We start from the raw sequence: 14,965 nt of genomic DNA, 5'->3' as shown, positions 1-14,965 counted from the left end.
TCCCCTCAGGCGATCCGGATCAGCTTCCGGTTGGCGAACTCGTCGACCGCGTGGCGGCCGAGCTCGCGGCCGGAGCCCGAGCGCTTGACGCCGCCGAAGGGCAGCTCGGCCGCGTCGCCCAGCACGAGGTTGACCCACACCATGCCCGCGTCGATGCCGTCGGCGACCCGCAGCGCCTGCTCCGGGTCGGTCGTGTAGACGTACGAGCCGAGGCCGAACGGGGTGTCGTTGGCGAGCGCGATCGCCTCCTCCTCAGTGGAGACGCGGTACAGCGCGGCGACGGGCCCGAAGAACTCCTCGCGGTAGGCGTCCATCTCGGGCGTCACGTCGGCGAGCACCGCCGGCGGGAACATGTTGCCGACCGGCTCCCCGCTCGCGAGGAAGGTCGCGCCCTGGGCCACCGCGCGGGACAGCTGCTCCGTGAGGCGCTCGGTCGCGGCGCGCGAGGAGAGCGGGCCGAGCAGGGTGCCGTCGGCCATCGGATCCGCGGGCTGGGCCGCCGTGAGCGCGGCCGTGAAGCGCGCGGCGAAGTCGTCGTAGAGGGCGTCGATCACGAGGAAGCGCTTGGCGCCGTTGCAGGACTGGCCGTTGTTGTCGAGGCGGGCGGCGACCGCGTCCTGCACGACCGCGTCGAGGTCGTCGGTGGACAGCAGGATGAACGGGTCGGATCCGCCGAGCTCCAGCACCACCTTCTTCAGGTGCCGGCCGGCGATCTCCGCGACGGCGGCGCCCGCGCGCTCGGATCCCGTGACGGAGACGCCCTGCACACGCGGGTCGGCGATGACCGTCTCGACCTGCGCGTTCGTGGCGAGCACGTTCACGTAGACGCCCGGGTCGGCGTCGAGCTCCGCGGCCGCGTCGCGGAAGATCCGCTGCAGCGCCTCCGCCGACTCGGGGCACTGCGGCGCGTGCTTGAGGAGGATCGCGTTGCCCGTGACGATGGCCGGCGCCGCGAACCGGGCCACCTGGTAGTACGGGAAGTTCCACGGCATGATCCCGAGCAGCACGCCGAGGCCCGAGCGGCGCACGAACGCGGATCCGGTGCCGTCCGTGAGCGCGATGGTCTCGTCGGCGAGGAACTCCTCGGCGTTCCGCGCGTAGTAGGAGTGGATGTCGGCCGCGAAGTCGACCTCGCCGAGCGCCTGGTCGAGCGGCTTGCCCATCTCGCGCACGATGATCCGGGCCAGCTCGTCGCGGCGCTCCACGTGCAGCTCGGCGACGCGGGCGATGAGGGCGGCGCGCTGGGCGATCGTGGTGCGGCGCGACCAGCCGCGGTACGCGCCCTCGGCCGCGGCGATCGCGTCCTGCAGCTCCGCGTCGGTGATCTCGGGGTGCTCGGCGACGATCTCGCCGGTGGTCGGATCGGTGACGGCGTAGCTGCTCATGGGTGCTCCTCCTCGGACGCCGCGCGGGTGGCGCGCGTGGGGCCCACGATATCGAGCGACCCGCGCGAGGCGGCCCGGCCAGCGGGAGCGGATGCGACGCGTCCGCCGGATCCGCCCTCGAGGCCCCTCGTCAGAACCAGAGGTCGATGGTGAAGTCGAAGCGATCCCCGGCCTGTGACTGCAGCTCCCTCAGGAGACGGAAGCCCTCGCGCTGGAACCAGCGGCGGCGCTCCTCCGAACCGAACAAGCCCGTCTCCTCGTCGGCGTGCTCCCGGAAGAACGTCGCCCACTCGATCAACCGGCGCTTCAGGTCCGGCGTGATGATCTCGTCCCACGCGACGGGTGGCCCGACACCGATGTGGTCGTCCAACGGCCACCGCTGTCCGTAGTCCACGGAGAGGCGGAGGGGGCGGGTCGCGCCCGCGCCCTGGTCGGTCATGGATGCCTCCTCCCCGAGGATCACGCAGGCGCGCGCTTCCCGGTCGTGCGCAGGGGCGCGCCCGCGCCATCATGTGAACGCACGCAAGCCAACTCAGACCGTCGCGCTCCCGCTCGTCCCGTGCACAGGTGACCGATGTCGACGCCGTGAGTCGAAGCGGTCCTTCTGGCGCTCCCCGCGAAGCGCCACCCGCGTGCTCGCGAGGGCGCCGGTAGGTGACAGCCGCACACCGACCGCGTGATCTGACGCACCAGGGCACTGCTCCGGGTACCGGGCGGCGTCAGCCGAGGCGGGCCGCGAGGAACGCGTCGACCACGGCGCGGCGGTCGTCGGCGCGGGTGGCGAGGTGGACGCTCGAGGTCGCGGTGGATCCGGCCAGCGGCAGCACCCGGACGCTCGCGGGTGCGCCCACGGTGGCGCTCCGCGGGGCGATCGTCACGCCGAGGCCGGCGCCGACGAGGTGCACGATCATCGACCAGGTCGAGCCCTCCTGCACCACGCGGATCAGCCGCCCGCGCTCGGTGACGGGCGCGAGGTTCCGGCGGTAGGCGTCCTCGCTCGCGCGGCGCGGCGGGAACACGAAGGGCTCGTCGGCGAGGAGCGCGGCGTCCACCTCGTCGGCGGCGGCCAGCGGGTGCGCGACCGGCAGCACCGCGACGAACGGCTCGGTCACGAGCTCGAGCAGGTCGACGCCCGGCATCGGATCCGGGTCGCGCACGACCGCGACGTCGAGCTCGCCGCGGCGGAGGGCGTCCATGAGGTCGACCGTGAAGCCCTCGCGCACGCGCACCTCGACGTCCGGGTGGCGGGCGCGGAAGCGGCGGATGCCCTCGATGGGGCCGCCGTGCTCCGCGTCGATGGCGACCGTGGAGTGCACCATGCCGATGTCGAGGCGCCCCACCTCGCCCCGGGCGATGCGCGCGACCTCGTCGAGCCCGGACTCCGCCTGCCGGAGGAGCGCCCGGCCGCGGTCCCGGAGCGCGACGCCCGCCGGGGTGAGCGCGACGCTCCGCGAGGTGCGCGCGAGCAGGGTCACGCCGAGCCGCCGCTCGAGGCGCTGCACCCGCTGCGACAGCACCGGCTGCGCGATCCCGAGCTCCTCGGCCGCGCGCCCGAAGTGCAGCTCGTCGGCCACGGCGAGGAAGGCGCGCACGAGGGCGAGATCGAGATCCATGCAGCGAGGCTATCGATGCGTGCGCTTCCATATTGGACAGCGCGCGCCCGGAGCGGGGAGGCTGGACGCATGAGCACGGAACCCGAGACCCGCACCGCCCCCGCCGACGCCCCGTCCCTCGAGATCGGCCCCCTGCGCGACGCGGGTGATGCCCGCGCGTTCCGCGCGCTCAACGAGGCGTGGATCACGACCCACTTCGTGATCGAGCCCGAGGACGAGCGCGTGCTGTCGGATCCGCGCGGCCAGATCGTCGACCGCGGCGGCGAGGTGCTGCTGGCCCGCGCGGACGACCGGGTGCTCGGCTGCGTCGCCCTCATCCCCGAGGGCGACGGCGTGTGGGAGCTCGCGAAGATGGCGGTCGACGAGACCGTGCGCGGCCGCGGCACCGGGCGCCTGCTGCTCGCGGCCGCTGTCGCCGAGGCCCGCCGCTGCGGCGCGACGACGCTCGTGCTCGCGAGCAGCGTCGACCTCCCGGCGGCCGTGCACCTCTACGAGGCCGTCGGCTTCCGGCACGTCGCGCCCGAGGAGGCCGGCCACGTGCCGTACGCGCGGGCGAGCGTGTTCATGCGGATGGAGCTGGCGGGCGACGGCGCCTGACCTCGCGGTCGGCCGGATCGCGCGCCAGGATGTCCCCATCGCGGCGACGACGGCGCGGGTGACGGCGAGGAGGCCGGAGATGACGAAGTACCTGATCTCGTTCCCGAGCGGCGAGATGGACGTGCCCGACGGGGAGTGGCAGACGGTGGTCGACGAGTCGCACCAGGTGGTGCGGGAGGCGAAGGCCGCGGGCGTGTGGGTCTTCGGCGGCGGGATCGACGAGTCCGTCCCGCCCGTGCGCGTGGCGGCCGACGGAACCGTGACCCCGGGCACCTACCCGCAGACGAGTCGGCTCGAGGGCGGCTACTCGATCCTCGACCTGCCGGACCGCGCGGCGGCGTACGGGTGGGCGGCGCGCATCGCGGCCGCGTGCCGGTGCGCGCAGGAGGTGCGGGAGTTCGGGCACGACCCGGAGAGCTGACCGCCGCGCGCGGGTCGCTAGCGTCAGGGCATGGACGACGAGCGGGACCCGGGGCTGCGCGCCGCCGTCGCCGACCTCGTCGGGCGGCCGGTCGCCGCGCTCGAGCGCGTCCGCCGCGAGCCGCTCGAGTACGACGCGTTCCTCGCGCACCGGTCGGTGACGCGGATCCACGGGGTCGCCGTGACCGCCGACGGGACGCGCCGCCCATGGTCGCTCGTCGAGAAGCGCACCGAGGGTCCGGCGCTGGCCGTGCCGTACCTCGTCGCGAACGGCGCCCGCGAGCTGGCCGCCTACCGGTCGGGACTGCTCGACGCGCTGCCGGCGGGGATCCGGGCACCGCGCGCGCACGGCACGATGCAGGACGCCGACGGCGGCATCACCCTGTGGATCGAGGAGGTGCGGCACCGGGGGTCGCGACCGCTCGACCGGGCGGTGCTGCTCGACGCCGCGGAGGCGCTGGGCGCCCTCGGCGGGCGCTGGCTCGAGCGGCCGCCCGCGGATCCGTGGCTGTTCACCGGCTGGATCGACCGGCACGCGCAGCCCGAGGCGGCCGAGGCGGGCGCACGGATCCTCGAAGCACCCGGGCCGCGCGCGACGGCGCTGCTCGGCGACCGGATCCCCGCCGCCGCCCGCCTGCTGGCGTCGCAGGACCGCGTGCGCTCGGTGCTCGAGGGTCTGCCGCCCACGCTCTGCCACCACGACGCGACGGGCGCCAACGTGTTCGCGGCCGACGACGGGATCGTGCTCATCGACTGGGAGTCGGTGGGCCCGGGGCCGGTGGGCGCGGACCTCGCGTCGCTGCTGTTCTCCTCCGTCCGTCGGGGCGATGCGTCGGCGGCGGTCGTGACGGCTGCCTACGACGACGCCGTGGAGCGCTACGCCGACGGCCTGCGCCGGGTGGGATCCGCGGTGCCGGCCGACGTCGTCCGCCGCGGGCTCGACGCCTCCGTCGCGCTCCGCTGGAAGCTCGCGGCCGACCTCATCGCGGCCCTCGACGCGGGATCCGCGATGCGCCGCGGCAGCCTGCCCGACGAGCCCGCCGACGCCGCGCTCGCGGACCTGACCACCCTGCTCGACGTGCTGCGCGCGGCGGCCGACCGCGTGCTCGGCTGAGGGCGCCGGCGACCGCACCCCGGATCAGCGGAAGCCGCCCACCTGCCGCTCGACGGGGACGGTGCCCGGCACGATCACGTCGCCGGTGTGCGCGGTGGTGACGGTCTCGATGAGGACGATCTCGACCTCCTCGTCGGCGACCGGGTTGTGCTGCACGCCGCGGGGCACGACGTGGAACTGCCCGGGTCCGAGCACGACCTCCTGGTCGTCGGGGAGCTGGATGCGGAGCCGGCCCGAGACCACGAGGAACATCTCGTCCTCGGCCTCGTGCGCGTGCCACGTCAGCTCGCCCCGCAGCTTCGCGACCTTCACGTACTGGTCGTTCACCCGCCCGACGACCCGCGGCGTCCAGTGCGCGGTCACCTCGCGGAGCTCGGCGGCGAGGTCGGTCACGGGGAGCGGCGTCATGGGTCCATCCTGCGGTACTCCCGGGGCCTCGCGGGCGCCCACCGGGTCCGCGACGCGCACCTCAGCGGTGGGTGCCGCGGAGCGTCCCGCGAGGATCGCTCCGACGCGCGCGAAGGACTCGACCTGGTGCGCCTTCCGCCGCGCGCGCTCCTGCGGGTCGCGGTGGAAGAGCGCCTGCCGACCGGGGTGGATGGTCCGCACCACCTCGACTCCCTCCTTCGCGAGCCCCGGGTCGAGCGCGATCGCGCGGTCCCAGATGCGCTCCGCGTCGCGGCCCTGCAGCAGCACGACCTCGAGATCGGGCAGGAGCGCCACGAGCTCCACCAGCACCTGCGCGCCGGCTCGGCCCTGCTGCGCGTCCGGCGCCCGGTTGATGTACCAGGGGTAGGCGTTCCACGGCAGCACGTCGCGGTCACGGATCCCATGCTCGGCGAACAGCGCCGCCTGCCGCTCGGCGGTCGGGTCGTCGTTCTCGACGCTGAGGAACCCGGATCCGACGCCGACCTGCGTCGCCGGCCCCGGGTCGCGGAGGACGCTCAGCACGCGGGCGTCCGCGCCACCGTGATGCGGGGCGATGCGCGGCAGCCAGCCGCGCCCGTCGCGGTCCGCGATCTCCGCCACGAAGGCGTCGATCGGCGCCATGTGCGGCGCCGTCGCGGCCTGCGCCTCCTGGGCGGCGCGGAAGGAGGGATCGGCCATGCGTCGGGTCATGCCCCGACCGTACGCGGTGGCGACCGCCGCTACGCCTCCGCGTCGCGCCCGGTGACGGCGCGGCGGATGCGCGCGATCTCCACCTTCGGCACGCGATCGGCGGTCAAGAGTCCGTTGGTCTCCTGCATCGTGTCGGTGAGCTGCGTGTAGCAGGACCCCGCGAGGATCCGGCTCATGCGGATGGCGTCGTAGAGCCCCGTGATCCGCGCGATCCAGTCGTCGCCGTCCACCGCGGCCGTGTAGCCCCAGCTGTCCTCGCGGGGGCCGTCGGGCTGGTAGTCCACGCCGCCGAACTCGGTGAGCATGAGCGGCTGGCCCGCGTACGCGACGCCGTCGACGAGGATCCGCCGGCCGCCCGGACCCATGGTGGAGAGCAGGCGCTCGCGGGCGGCGTCGTCGGCGTAGGTGCCGGCGAGGACGGATCCGACGCCCTCGTAGTCGTGGATCGAGACGATGTCGCTGGAGGTGTGCTCCCACCCGTCGTTGGAGATGACGGGCCGGGACCCGTCGAGCGCGCGCGTGACGTCGGCGAGGGCGCGCGTGTACGCCTGCTGCCGCGGATCCGACGGCACCTGCTGCACGCCCCAGCTCTCGTTGACCGGGACCCAGGTGACGATCGACGGGTGGGAGACGTCGCGCGCGACAGCGTCCATCCACTCGCGCATGAGTCGCTGCACGGCGGTGGGCGAGAAGGCGTACGCGTTGGGCGCCTCGCCCCACACGAGGAGGCCGAGGCGGTCGGCCCAGTAGAGGAACCGCGGATCCTCGATCTTCTGGTGCATGCGGGCCGCGGTGAAGCCGAGCTCCTTGATGAGCTCCACCTCCTGCCGGTGCGCGTCGTACGAGGGCGCGGCGAGGTGCGACTGCGGCCAGTACCCCTGGTCGAGCACGGAGCGCACGTCGTAGGGCCGGTCGTTGAGGAGGAAGGACCCGCGGTCGGTGGCGACCGTGCGGAGCCCGAGGTAGGAGGCGACGGCGTCCACGGGTACGCCGTCGGGCGCCACGAGCGTCACGGTGGCGTCGACGAGGCGCGGCTTCTCGGGGCTCCACAGCAACTCGTCCTCGGCCTGGCCGTGCGTCTGGCGGACGACGGGGACGACGAGGTCGACCACGTCGGTCTCGGTGGGCACGGCGACCTCGACCGTGCCCAGGTCCTCGCCGCCCTCCTCCCAGCGCAGGGCGACGCGGACGCGCGATCCCGCCGCAGCGCGCCCGCGGAGCGCGATCCCGAGCGACACGTGCGCGTGGTCGACCGGCACCCAGCGGAGCGCGCGGATCGCGACCTCGGGGACCGCCTCCAGCCACACGGTCTGCCAGATCCCCGTGGTGCGGTGGTACCAGATGGCGTGCGGCGCCTCGTGCCAGTCCTGCTTCCCGCGCGGCTGGGTGGCGTCGTGCGGGTCGTCCTCGGCGCGCACGACGACCGTGTGATCCGCGTCGCCCGCGACGTGCGCGGTCACGTCGAAGGTGAAGGGCGTGTGGCCGCCCTCGTGCTCGCCGACGAAGGCGCCGTCGATCCACACGCGGGCGCGGTAGTCGACGGCGCCGAGGTGCAGGAGCACGCGGGGTGAGCGGTCCGACCGGCCGGCCTCCGCGAGATCCGCCGCCGTGATCGTCCGGGAGTACCAGACCACGCGGTGGAAGCCGGGCTCGGCGATGCCGGAGGCCTCGGACTCCGGCGGGAAGGGGACGAGGATCGACTGCGCGTCGCCGAAGCCGGCCGCCCAGCCTTCCGCGATGCCGACGTCTGCGTCGTCGTGGCGGAACGACCACGTGCCGTCGAGGTTCGCCCAGTCCGCGCGCACGACCTGCGGGCGCGGGTACGAGCCGTCCTGGCGGGTGGCGGCGGGGAGGTGGGGAAGCGTCGTGGGAAGGGGTGCGGCGGAGGACATGACGACCACTTTACAGCGCTGTAACAGCGTCGCGTCGATAGCATTCGAGAATGGGACGGGTCACGCTGCAGGACGTCGCGGACCACGCGGGCGTGTCGATGAAGACGGTCTCCAACGTCGTCAACGACTACCAGCACATCAGCCCGGGCATGCGGGAGCGCGTGCGGTCCGCCATCGACGAGCTCGGCTACCGCCCGAACCGCTCGGGTCGGAGCCTCGCGACGGGCCGGTCCCGCATGATCGGCCTCGCGTTCCCGGACCTCCGGCGCCCCTACTTCGCGGAGCTCGCGCACGTCTTCGCCCGCGTCGCCCAGGCGCGCGGTTACGGGATGGTGCTGATCGAGACGGGCGGCACCGCGGAGGGCGAGCGCGCGGTGCTCGACGACCGGGAGGCCGGCTTCGTCGACGGCCTGGTGATCCACCCGCAGTCGCTGACGGCGTCCGAGCTCGACGCGGTGCGCGGCGACGCGGCGGTCGTGTTCCTGGGCGAGGATCCGCAGCCGGCCGGATCCGACCAGGTCGCCGTGGACAACGTGGCGGCGGCGCGGTCCGCCGTCGCCCACCTCGTCGCGTCCGGGCGGCGCCGCATCGGGTTCCTCGGCCACGAGCCCGGCGACGTGTCCCGCACCTCGGCCCTCCGACTCGAGGGGTACCGCCGGGGACTCGACGACGCCGGCCTGACGTTCGACGCGTCGCGGCTCGTCGCGCGCGAGGCGGGCGACGCCCTGGGCGCGGAGCAGGCCCTGACGGAGGCGCTCGACCGGGGCCTCGACGTCGACGCGCTGCTGTGCCGCGAGGACCTCGCGGCCATCGGGGCCCTCCGCGCGCTGCACCGGCGCGGGATCCGGGTGCCGGACGACGTGGCGGTCGTGGGCTGGGACGCCATCGAGCTCGGGGCGAGCGTCATGCCCAGCCTGACCTCGGTGGCGCCGGACACGCGCGAGCTCGCGGAGCGCGCCCTCGACCTGCTGCTGCAGCGGCTCCTCGGGCACGAGGAGCCGGGGCGCCACGTGACGGTCGCGCATCGGCTGGTGCTCCGGGAGAGCGCGCCGGCCGTCGACTGACGACCGGCGCGACGGGTCACCCGGCCGCTGGCGCCTGCACGTCGAGGACCCAGGTCACGCCGAAGCGGTCCGTGAGCATGCCGAACCCGGGCGTCCACGCGGACGCGGCGAGCGGCTCGACGACGGTGGCGCCGTCGGCGAGGCCCGCCCAGTAGCCCGCCACCTCCTCGAGCGTCTCGCCGCGGACGGACAGGAAGAAGGTCCGGTCGGTGAGGGTCGCGCCCTGCTCGCGGGTCGTCGTGCCGGCGATGGCGGCGGGGTCGGGATCGTCCTGGCCGGGGATGTCGTACGCCATGACGCGGAAGCCGTCCTCGCTCTCGAGCTGACCGAAGACGAGCCCGTCGGCGCCGGGCGCCTCCTTCGGCATGCCGAAGTCGGAGTACGTGGCGCTGGTGATCCGCCCGCCGAAGACGGAGCGGTAGAACTCGAGGGCCGGGCGCGCGGTGCCGCGGAAGTTGAGGTGCGTGGTGGTGACGATGCTCATGGTGGGTCCTTCTGGTCACGGGATGGTGCGGCGCGTTCCGCCGCGAGGATCACGATGCCGGGAGAAGAGGTCAGGTTCGGTCCTCTTCCTGCGCCACGATGGATCCATGACCGGGAGCACGTCGCGCATGCTGTCCCTGCTGTCGCTGCTGCAGACGCCGCGCGACTGGCCGGGGCAGGTGCTCGCCGCGCGCCTCGACGTGAGCCCGCGCACCGTCCGGCGGGACGTGGACCGGCTGCGGGAGCTGGGGTACCGGATCAGCTCCATGAAGGGCCCCGACGGCGGGTACCGGCTGGCCGCGGGATCCGAGCTGCCGCCGCTGCTGTTCGATGACGAGCAGGCGGTGGCCATCGCGGTCGCGCTGCAGAGCGCGCCGGCCGGCGGCGTGGACGTCGACGAGGCCGCCGCCCGCGCGCTGGCGACCGTGCGGCAGGTGATGCCGGCGCGGCTCCGGCACCGCATCGATGGGATCCGCTTCACGGGCACGGAGGCCGCGTCCCGGGTGGATCCGGCGGTCCTGGAGGCCGCGAGCGCCGCGGTGCGCGACCACCTCGTGCTCCGCTTCGACCAGGCCGGGCGGGACGGGGCGCCGCGCCGGCTGGAGCCGCACGCGATCGTCGCGCGTCACAGCCGCTGGTACCTCATCGGGTGGGACCTCGACCGGGACGACTGGCGCACGTTCCGCCTCGACCGGATCGCCCCGCGCACCCCGACCGGGCCGCGCTTCACGCCCCGCGCCCTCCCCGCGCCGGACGCCCGGACGTTCCTCGCCGCGCGATCCAAGGGGTCGGCGGCCGAGGACCGCTGGCCGTGCACCGGGCAGGTGCTCCTCGAGCTCCCCGCGCGCGACGTCGCCCCGTGGATCGGCGACGGCGAGCTGGAGGAGGTGAGCGCCTCGACGACGCGCGTGACGATCGGCTCCTGGTCGTGGACCGGGATCCTCGCGGCCGTCACCCGCTTCGACGCCCCGTTCGCGGTCGTCGGCCCGGAGCCGCTCCGCGAGGCCGCCCGCACGCTGGCGGGGCGCTTCCGCGACGCCGCCGGGCCGGTCGACGGGATGCCGGAGGCCGGCGACCGCGGCCGCGGCCGCGGATGAGCGACGGGCCGTGCGGGCGGATCCGGCCTACCGCCCCCGGGCCGCCCGCCCGCGCCAGAGCAGCCACACGAAGTAGGGCGTGCCGACGAGCGCGGTCACGAGGCCGGCGCCGAGCTGACCCGGGGCGATCACGGCGCGGCCGAGCAGGTCGGCGAGCGTCACGAGGGCGGCGCCCAGGAGGATCGCGACCGGCAGCACGCGCGCGTGCCGGGAGCCGACGAGCGCGCGGGCCGCGTGCGGCGCGACCAGGCCGACGAAGCCGACGACCCCGACCGCCGCGACGGCCGTCGCCGTGAGCACCACGGCGGTCGCGAGGGCGAGGAGGCGCGCGCGGCCGAGGCCGACGCCGAGGAGGCGCGGGGTGTCGTCGTCGAGGGCGACCAGGTCGAGCATCCGGTGCCGCGGCGCCGCGACCGCGACGGCGAGCGCCAGGGCGACCAGCACGGGCAGGGCGTCGTCGTAGCCGCGGCCGTAGGTGGATCCGGAGAGCCACGTGAGCGCCTTCGCGCCGTTGAACGGGTCGGTGAGCACGATGATCAGGCTGATCGCCGCGGCCGTGCCCGACGAGACGCCGACGCCGATGAGCACCAGCCGGTTCTGCGGGAAGCCGCCGCGCGCCGCCAGGCCGAACACGACGGCGGCCGCGGCGACCGCACCGAGGCCGGCCGCGCCCGCGATGCCCCAGCCGGACGCGAGCGGCGCGGTGGTCACGAACAGCACGGCGCCGAGGCCCGCGCCGCCGGAGACGCCGAGGATCGCCGGGTCCGCGAGCGGATTGCGGGTCACGGCCTGGACGAGCACGCCGGCCAGCGCGAGCGCCGCGCCCGCGAGCACGGCGGCGAGCACGCGGGGCACGCGGGTGTCGAGCACGTAGCTGACGACGGGGCCGGCGGTGCCGCGGATCCCGTTCATGACGTCGCCGAGGAGCAGCTTCGCGTCACCGAGGAGGACGGCTGCGATCAGGAGGCCGACGAGCACCGCGACGAGCCCGCCGGTGACGAGCGCGGCGCGGCGGCGGGTGATCACGCCGTGCCGCTCCGTGGGCGCGGGCGCGGCGCTGTCGCGGGTGCGCACGGCGAGCACCACGAGGACGACCGCGCCGATCGCGGACGTGACGAGGCCCGTCGGCACGGACACCGACGCCTCGGCGCCGATGGCGGCCCGGAGCAGGACGTCGGCCAGCAGCACGACAGCAGCGCCCATCAGGCCGGCCGTCGGGATGAAGACCCACGAGCGGCGGACGCCCGGGACGAGGCGGCGGAGCGGCCGCACGAACGCGGGCGCGTACAGGCCGACGAAGCCGATGGGACCGGCGACCGTGACGGCCGCGGAGGCGAGCAGGACCGAGGCGAGCACGGCGATCACGCGGGTCGCCCGCACGTCGACGCCGAGGCTGCGGGCGGCGTCGTCGCCGAGCCCGAGCGCGTCGAGCCGGCGGCTGAGGAGCACCAGCACCACGAGCGCCGCGACCACGACGGGCGCCATCTGCGCCACCGCGTCGACGCCGTTCTGCCCGATGCCGCCCTGGCCCCAGCGGTAGAGGCCGCCGGTGCGCTGCGGGAAGAGGAGGAGGAGCGCGCTCGTGACGGATCCGAGGCCGAGCGCGAGCGCGCTGCCCGCGAGCACGAGGCGCACGGTGCCGGATCCGAGGCCCGAGACCGCGAGGACGATGGCGGCCGCGACGAGCCCGCCGACGAACGCGACGCCCGCGCCCGCGAGGACCGGCAGGGTCAGGCCGGTGACGGCGGCGACCGCGAGGGCCGCGTAGGCGCCCGCGTTCACGGCGAGCGTGTCGGGCGACGCGAGCACGTTGCGGCTCACGGTCTGGAGGGCGGCGCCCGCGGCACCGAGCGCGAGGCCGACGAGGATCCCGGCGGCCATGCGCGGCAGGCGCGACGCCACCACGACGGACGCGTCCCCCGGGGTGGCGCGGCCGGTGAGCGCGTCCCACACCTCGCGCGGGCCGACCGCGGCGGTGCCCTGCGTGACGTCGATCGCCGCGAGCACCAGGACGACGAGCGCCAGGAGGCCGACGACCGCGACCGCCCGCACCGGGATCCGGCCGGCCCCGTCGGCGCGCGCGACGGCGGCGAGCGACGGGACGGGGGCCGGGGTCCCCGCGTCGACGGCGGCGGGTGCCGCCGTGGGCGCGGGGGCGGTGCGGACGGGCGCGGTCACGGGATCGGCGCGATCAGCTCGTGACGATGTCGACGACGGCGTCCGCGTACGCCGTGGCCGAGGCCGGGCCGCCGAACGCCCAGATGCCCGCGGGCATGCGGTGCACGTCACCGGCCTGCACGAACGGGAGCGACTTCCACACGGCGTCGTCCTTCAGGGTCTCGGCGAAGAGGTCCGGGCCGAGCACGTCGTTGGTGTTGTAGAGGAAGCGCACGCCGTCGCCCAGGGTCGTGAGGCCCTCGACGTCGGTCGTGGCGAGGCCGTAGGCGGGGTCGCCCTCGCCCGTCCACGCGTTCTCGAGACCGAGCTCGACCCCCACGTCGCCGAACAGCGAGCCGGCGGCGAACGGACGGATGGAGACCTGTCCGGCGCTGACGTAGCCGTCCGCGAAGAGGAAGCGGGATCCCGAGGCGCCGGCCGCCTCGATGGCCGCCTTGCCGTCGGTGATCGCCTGGTCGTACGCCGCGATGACCTCGGTGGCGCGGTCCTCGGTGCCCGTCGCCTTCGCGATGAGCTCGAGGTTGTCCTCGCTCTGCTGGACCTGCTTCGACGCGTCCGCCGACTCGATCTGCAGCACGGGCGCGATCGCCTTCAGCTGCTCGATGGCGTGCGCGGGCAGGTCGGTGGTGGCGACGATGAGGTCGGGCGCGAGCGACGCGATGGTCTCCACGCTCGGCTCGCCGCGCGTGCCGATGTCCGCCGGCTCGTTCGTGAGCGGCACGGCCGCCGACCACGCGCTGTAGCCCGCGACGTCGGCGACGCCTACGGGCTCCACGCCCAGCGACACGAGGTTCTCCACGACGTTCCACTCCGTGCCGACGACCTTCGTCGCGGGCCCGTCGAGCGTGACCTCCGCGCCGGTGCCGTCGGTGAGGGTGATCCCCTCGCCGCTCGGCGTGGACCCGGCGCCCGTCGACGCCTCCTCGGTGGTGCCGCACGCGGTCAGCGTGAGCGCTGCCGCGGCGGCGAGGGCGGTCATCGCCAGGGTTCGTCGTCTCGTGATCACGGGTGGAGCCTCTCGTTCCTGTGGTGGTGGCGGGCGACCGCGCGGGTGCGCAGGCTGCCCGTCGTCGGGTCCGCGTGGACCTCGACGGGGATGCCGTAGACCTCCGTGAGGAGGTCGGGGGTGAGCACCTCGGATGGGGTGCCGGTCTTGACGATCCGGCCGTCGTGCAGCAGCGCGACGGTGTCCGCGAGCGCCGCGGCCTGATCGAGGTCGTGCAGCACCACGCCGACGGCGATGCGTCCGTCGTCGGCGAGGTCGCGCACGAGGTCGAGGAGCTCGACCTGGTAGCGCAGGTCGAGGTAGGTGGTGGGCTCGTCGAGCAGGAGCACGCCGGTCTCCTGGGCGAGGCAGCTCGCGAGCCAGACGCGCTGGAGCTGGCCGCCGGAGAGCTGGTCGACGCCGCGGTCGGCGAGGGCGACGAGGCCCGTCAGGTCGAGGGCGCGGTCGACGGCGGCGCGGCCGTCGGGATCCGCCCCGCCGAAGCGGCCGCGGTGCGGGTAGCGCCCGAACTCGACGACGTCGCGGACGCTGAGGCCGCCGGGCGTCGGGCGGCCCTGCGTGAGGAGCGCGACGCGACGGGCGAAGCGGCGGAGGGAGAGGTCGAGGGCGTCGGTGGCGTCGCCCTCACCTTCCTCTCGGAGGGTGAGCGATCCGGAGCGCGCGGCCTGCAGCCGGGCCATCGTGCGCAGCAGCGTCGACTTCCCGCTGCCGTTCGGGCCGACGAGCACCGTGACGCAGCCCGGCCGGAGCTCGAGGCCGGCGCCGTGGACGACCTCGGTGTCGCCGTACGCGACCGTGATGTCGCGCGCCGCGAGGGCGGTCGCGGCGGGACCCGCGGGGGTGGGCGCGGAGGTCGCCGGGGCGGGCGCCGCGGGCGTCGGATCCGTGTCGACGGCGCGCGCGATCGGCGCGGTCGGGGCGGGGGAGGTCACGATAGGTGAGGTTAGCCTAACCTCATGTCCGCGGACAACCCGGCGGTCGGTGCCCGTCTCCCGGG

Annotated in this window: 14 protein-coding genes; 5 read left to right on the top strand and 9 right to left on the bottom strand. The window is 75.2% G+C overall.

What is annotated here, in order from left to right:
- Nucleotides 1-5: 5 nt before the first annotated feature.
- From ACT7CP_RS00465 to ACT7CP_RS00455, 3 genes are all read right to left on the bottom strand, one after another.
- Entirely contained in the window at nucleotides 6-1,385 is a 1,380-nt protein-coding gene (locus ACT7CP_RS00465) for an NAD-dependent succinate-semialdehyde dehydrogenase (RefSeq protein WP_445442921.1), read from the bottom strand.
- A gap of 130 nt (nucleotides 1,386-1,515) precedes the next feature.
- Entirely contained in the window at nucleotides 1,516-1,824 is a 309-nt protein-coding gene (locus tag ACT7CP_RS00460) for a hypothetical protein (protein WP_445442920.1), read from the bottom strand.
- Between the two features lie 280 nt (nucleotides 1,825-2,104).
- Entirely contained in the window at nucleotides 2,105-2,998 is an 894-nt protein-coding gene (locus ACT7CP_RS00455) for a LysR family transcriptional regulator (protein WP_445442919.1), read from the bottom strand.
- Between the two features lie 69 nt (nucleotides 2,999-3,067).
- On the opposite strand from ACT7CP_RS00455, the gene ACT7CP_RS00450 reads away from it, so the two are divergent.
- From ACT7CP_RS00450 to ACT7CP_RS00440, 3 genes are all read left to right on the top strand, one after another.
- Nucleotides 3,068-3,595, top strand: a complete 528-nt coding sequence (locus tag ACT7CP_RS00450; RefSeq protein WP_445442918.1) for a GNAT family N-acetyltransferase — start codon at nucleotides 3,068-3,070, stop codon at nucleotides 3,593-3,595.
- Nucleotides 3,596-3,674: 79 nt separating this feature from the next.
- Nucleotides 3,675-4,016 carry a YciI family protein gene (locus ACT7CP_RS00445; protein ID WP_445442917.1) on the top strand — a complete coding sequence of 114 codons (342 nt, stop codon included), beginning with the start codon at nucleotides 3,675-3,677 and terminating at the stop codon, nucleotides 4,014-4,016.
- Nucleotides 4,017-4,046: 30 nt separating this feature from the next.
- Nucleotides 4,047-5,129 (top strand): phosphotransferase family protein, encoded by a 1,083-nt coding sequence (locus ACT7CP_RS00440; protein WP_445442916.1) that lies wholly within the window; start codon nucleotides 4,047-4,049, stop codon nucleotides 5,127-5,129.
- Between the two features lie 24 nt (nucleotides 5,130-5,153).
- On the opposite strand, the gene ACT7CP_RS00435 is transcribed toward ACT7CP_RS00440, so the two are convergent.
- Both ACT7CP_RS00435 and ACT7CP_RS00430 read right to left on the bottom strand, forming a co-directional pair.
- Nucleotides 5,154-6,248: a cupin domain-containing protein gene (locus ACT7CP_RS00435; RefSeq protein ID WP_445442915.1), complete on the bottom strand. Its 1,095-nt coding sequence runs from the start codon at nucleotides 6,246-6,248 to the stop codon at nucleotides 5,154-5,156.
- A gap of 29 nt (nucleotides 6,249-6,277) precedes the next feature.
- Nucleotides 6,278-8,140: a glycoside hydrolase family 2 protein gene (locus ACT7CP_RS00430; protein ID WP_445442914.1), complete on the bottom strand. Its 1,863-nt coding sequence runs from the start codon at nucleotides 8,138-8,140 to the stop codon at nucleotides 6,278-6,280.
- A 50-nt stretch (nucleotides 8,141-8,190) separates the two neighbouring features.
- Between ACT7CP_RS00430 and ACT7CP_RS00425 the strand changes: the two genes are divergently transcribed.
- Complete coding sequence (locus tag ACT7CP_RS00425) at nucleotides 8,191-9,204, top strand: LacI family DNA-binding transcriptional regulator (RefSeq protein WP_445442913.1); 1,014 nt, start codon at nucleotides 8,191-8,193, stop codon at nucleotides 9,202-9,204.
- Between the two features lie 16 nt (nucleotides 9,205-9,220).
- On the opposite strand, the gene ACT7CP_RS00420 is transcribed toward ACT7CP_RS00425, so the two are convergent.
- Nucleotides 9,221-9,688, bottom strand: a complete 468-nt coding sequence (locus ACT7CP_RS00420; protein ID WP_445442912.1) for a VOC family protein — start codon at nucleotides 9,686-9,688, stop codon at nucleotides 9,221-9,223.
- 106 nt (nucleotides 9,689-9,794) lie between these two features.
- On the opposite strand from ACT7CP_RS00420, the gene ACT7CP_RS00415 reads away from it, so the two are divergent.
- Nucleotides 9,795-10,784, top strand: a complete 990-nt coding sequence (locus ACT7CP_RS00415) for a helix-turn-helix transcriptional regulator (RefSeq protein WP_445442911.1) — start codon at nucleotides 9,795-9,797, stop codon at nucleotides 10,782-10,784.
- Between the two features lie 27 nt (nucleotides 10,785-10,811).
- On the opposite strand, the gene ACT7CP_RS00410 is transcribed toward ACT7CP_RS00415, so the two are convergent.
- From ACT7CP_RS00410 to ACT7CP_RS00400, 3 genes are read right to left on the bottom strand one after another with little or no spacing between them, the layout of a single operon-like run.
- Complete coding sequence (locus ACT7CP_RS00410; RefSeq protein WP_445442910.1) at nucleotides 10,812-12,962, bottom strand: iron ABC transporter permease; 2,151 nt, start codon at nucleotides 12,960-12,962, stop codon at nucleotides 10,812-10,814.
- 13 nt (nucleotides 12,963-12,975) lie between these two features.
- Nucleotides 12,976-13,968 (bottom strand): iron-siderophore ABC transporter substrate-binding protein, encoded by a 993-nt coding sequence (locus ACT7CP_RS00405; RefSeq protein WP_445442909.1) that lies wholly within the window; start codon nucleotides 13,966-13,968, stop codon nucleotides 12,976-12,978.
- The gene (locus ACT7CP_RS00400; RefSeq protein WP_445442908.1) at nucleotides 13,965-14,900 is read right to left on the bottom strand and encodes an ABC transporter ATP-binding protein; all 936 of its coding nucleotides are present in this window, start codon (nucleotides 14,898-14,900) and stop codon (nucleotides 13,965-13,967) included. Before ACT7CP_RS00400 ends, ACT7CP_RS00405 begins: the two co-directional genes overlap by 4 nt.
- Nucleotides 14,901-14,965 lie beyond the last annotated feature (65 nt).

Source organism: Clavibacter rahimiani (assembly GCF_052654495.1).
This window is presented reverse-complemented; position numbering and strand designations above follow the sequence as displayed.

Excerpts from the sequence above, each read along its gene's own strand:
- ACT7CP_RS00465 (WP_445442921.1), bottom strand. The coding sequence starts at position 1,385 with ATGAGCAGCTACGCCGTCACCGATCCGACCACCGGCGAGATCGTCGCC.
- ACT7CP_RS00460 (WP_445442920.1), bottom strand. The coding sequence starts at position 1,824 with ATGACCGACCAGGGCGCGGGCGCGACCCGCCCCCTCCGCCTCTCCGTG.
- ACT7CP_RS00455 (WP_445442919.1), bottom strand. The coding sequence starts at position 2,998 with ATGGATCTCGATCTCGCCCTCGTGCGCGCCTTCCTCGCCGTGGCCGAC.
- ACT7CP_RS00450 (WP_445442918.1), top strand. The coding sequence starts at position 3,068 with ATGAGCACGGAACCCGAGACCCGCACCGCCCCCGCCGACGCCCCGTCC.
- ACT7CP_RS00445 (WP_445442917.1), top strand. The coding sequence starts at position 3,675 with ATGACGAAGTACCTGATCTCGTTCCCGAGCGGCGAGATGGACGTGCCC.
- ACT7CP_RS00440 (WP_445442916.1), top strand. The coding sequence starts at position 4,047 with ATGGACGACGAGCGGGACCCGGGGCTGCGCGCCGCCGTCGCCGACCTC.
- ACT7CP_RS00435 (WP_445442915.1), bottom strand. The coding sequence starts at position 6,248 with ATGACCCGACGCATGGCCGATCCCTCCTTCCGCGCCGCCCAGGAGGCG.
- ACT7CP_RS00430 (WP_445442914.1), bottom strand. The coding sequence starts at position 8,140 with ATGTCCTCCGCCGCACCCCTTCCCACGACGCTTCCCCACCTCCCCGCC.
- ACT7CP_RS00425 (WP_445442913.1), top strand. The coding sequence starts at position 8,191 with ATGGGACGGGTCACGCTGCAGGACGTCGCGGACCACGCGGGCGTGTCG.
- ACT7CP_RS00420 (WP_445442912.1), bottom strand. The coding sequence starts at position 9,688 with ATGAGCATCGTCACCACCACGCACCTCAACTTCCGCGGCACCGCGCGC.
- ACT7CP_RS00415 (WP_445442911.1), top strand. The coding sequence starts at position 9,795 with ATGACCGGGAGCACGTCGCGCATGCTGTCCCTGCTGTCGCTGCTGCAG.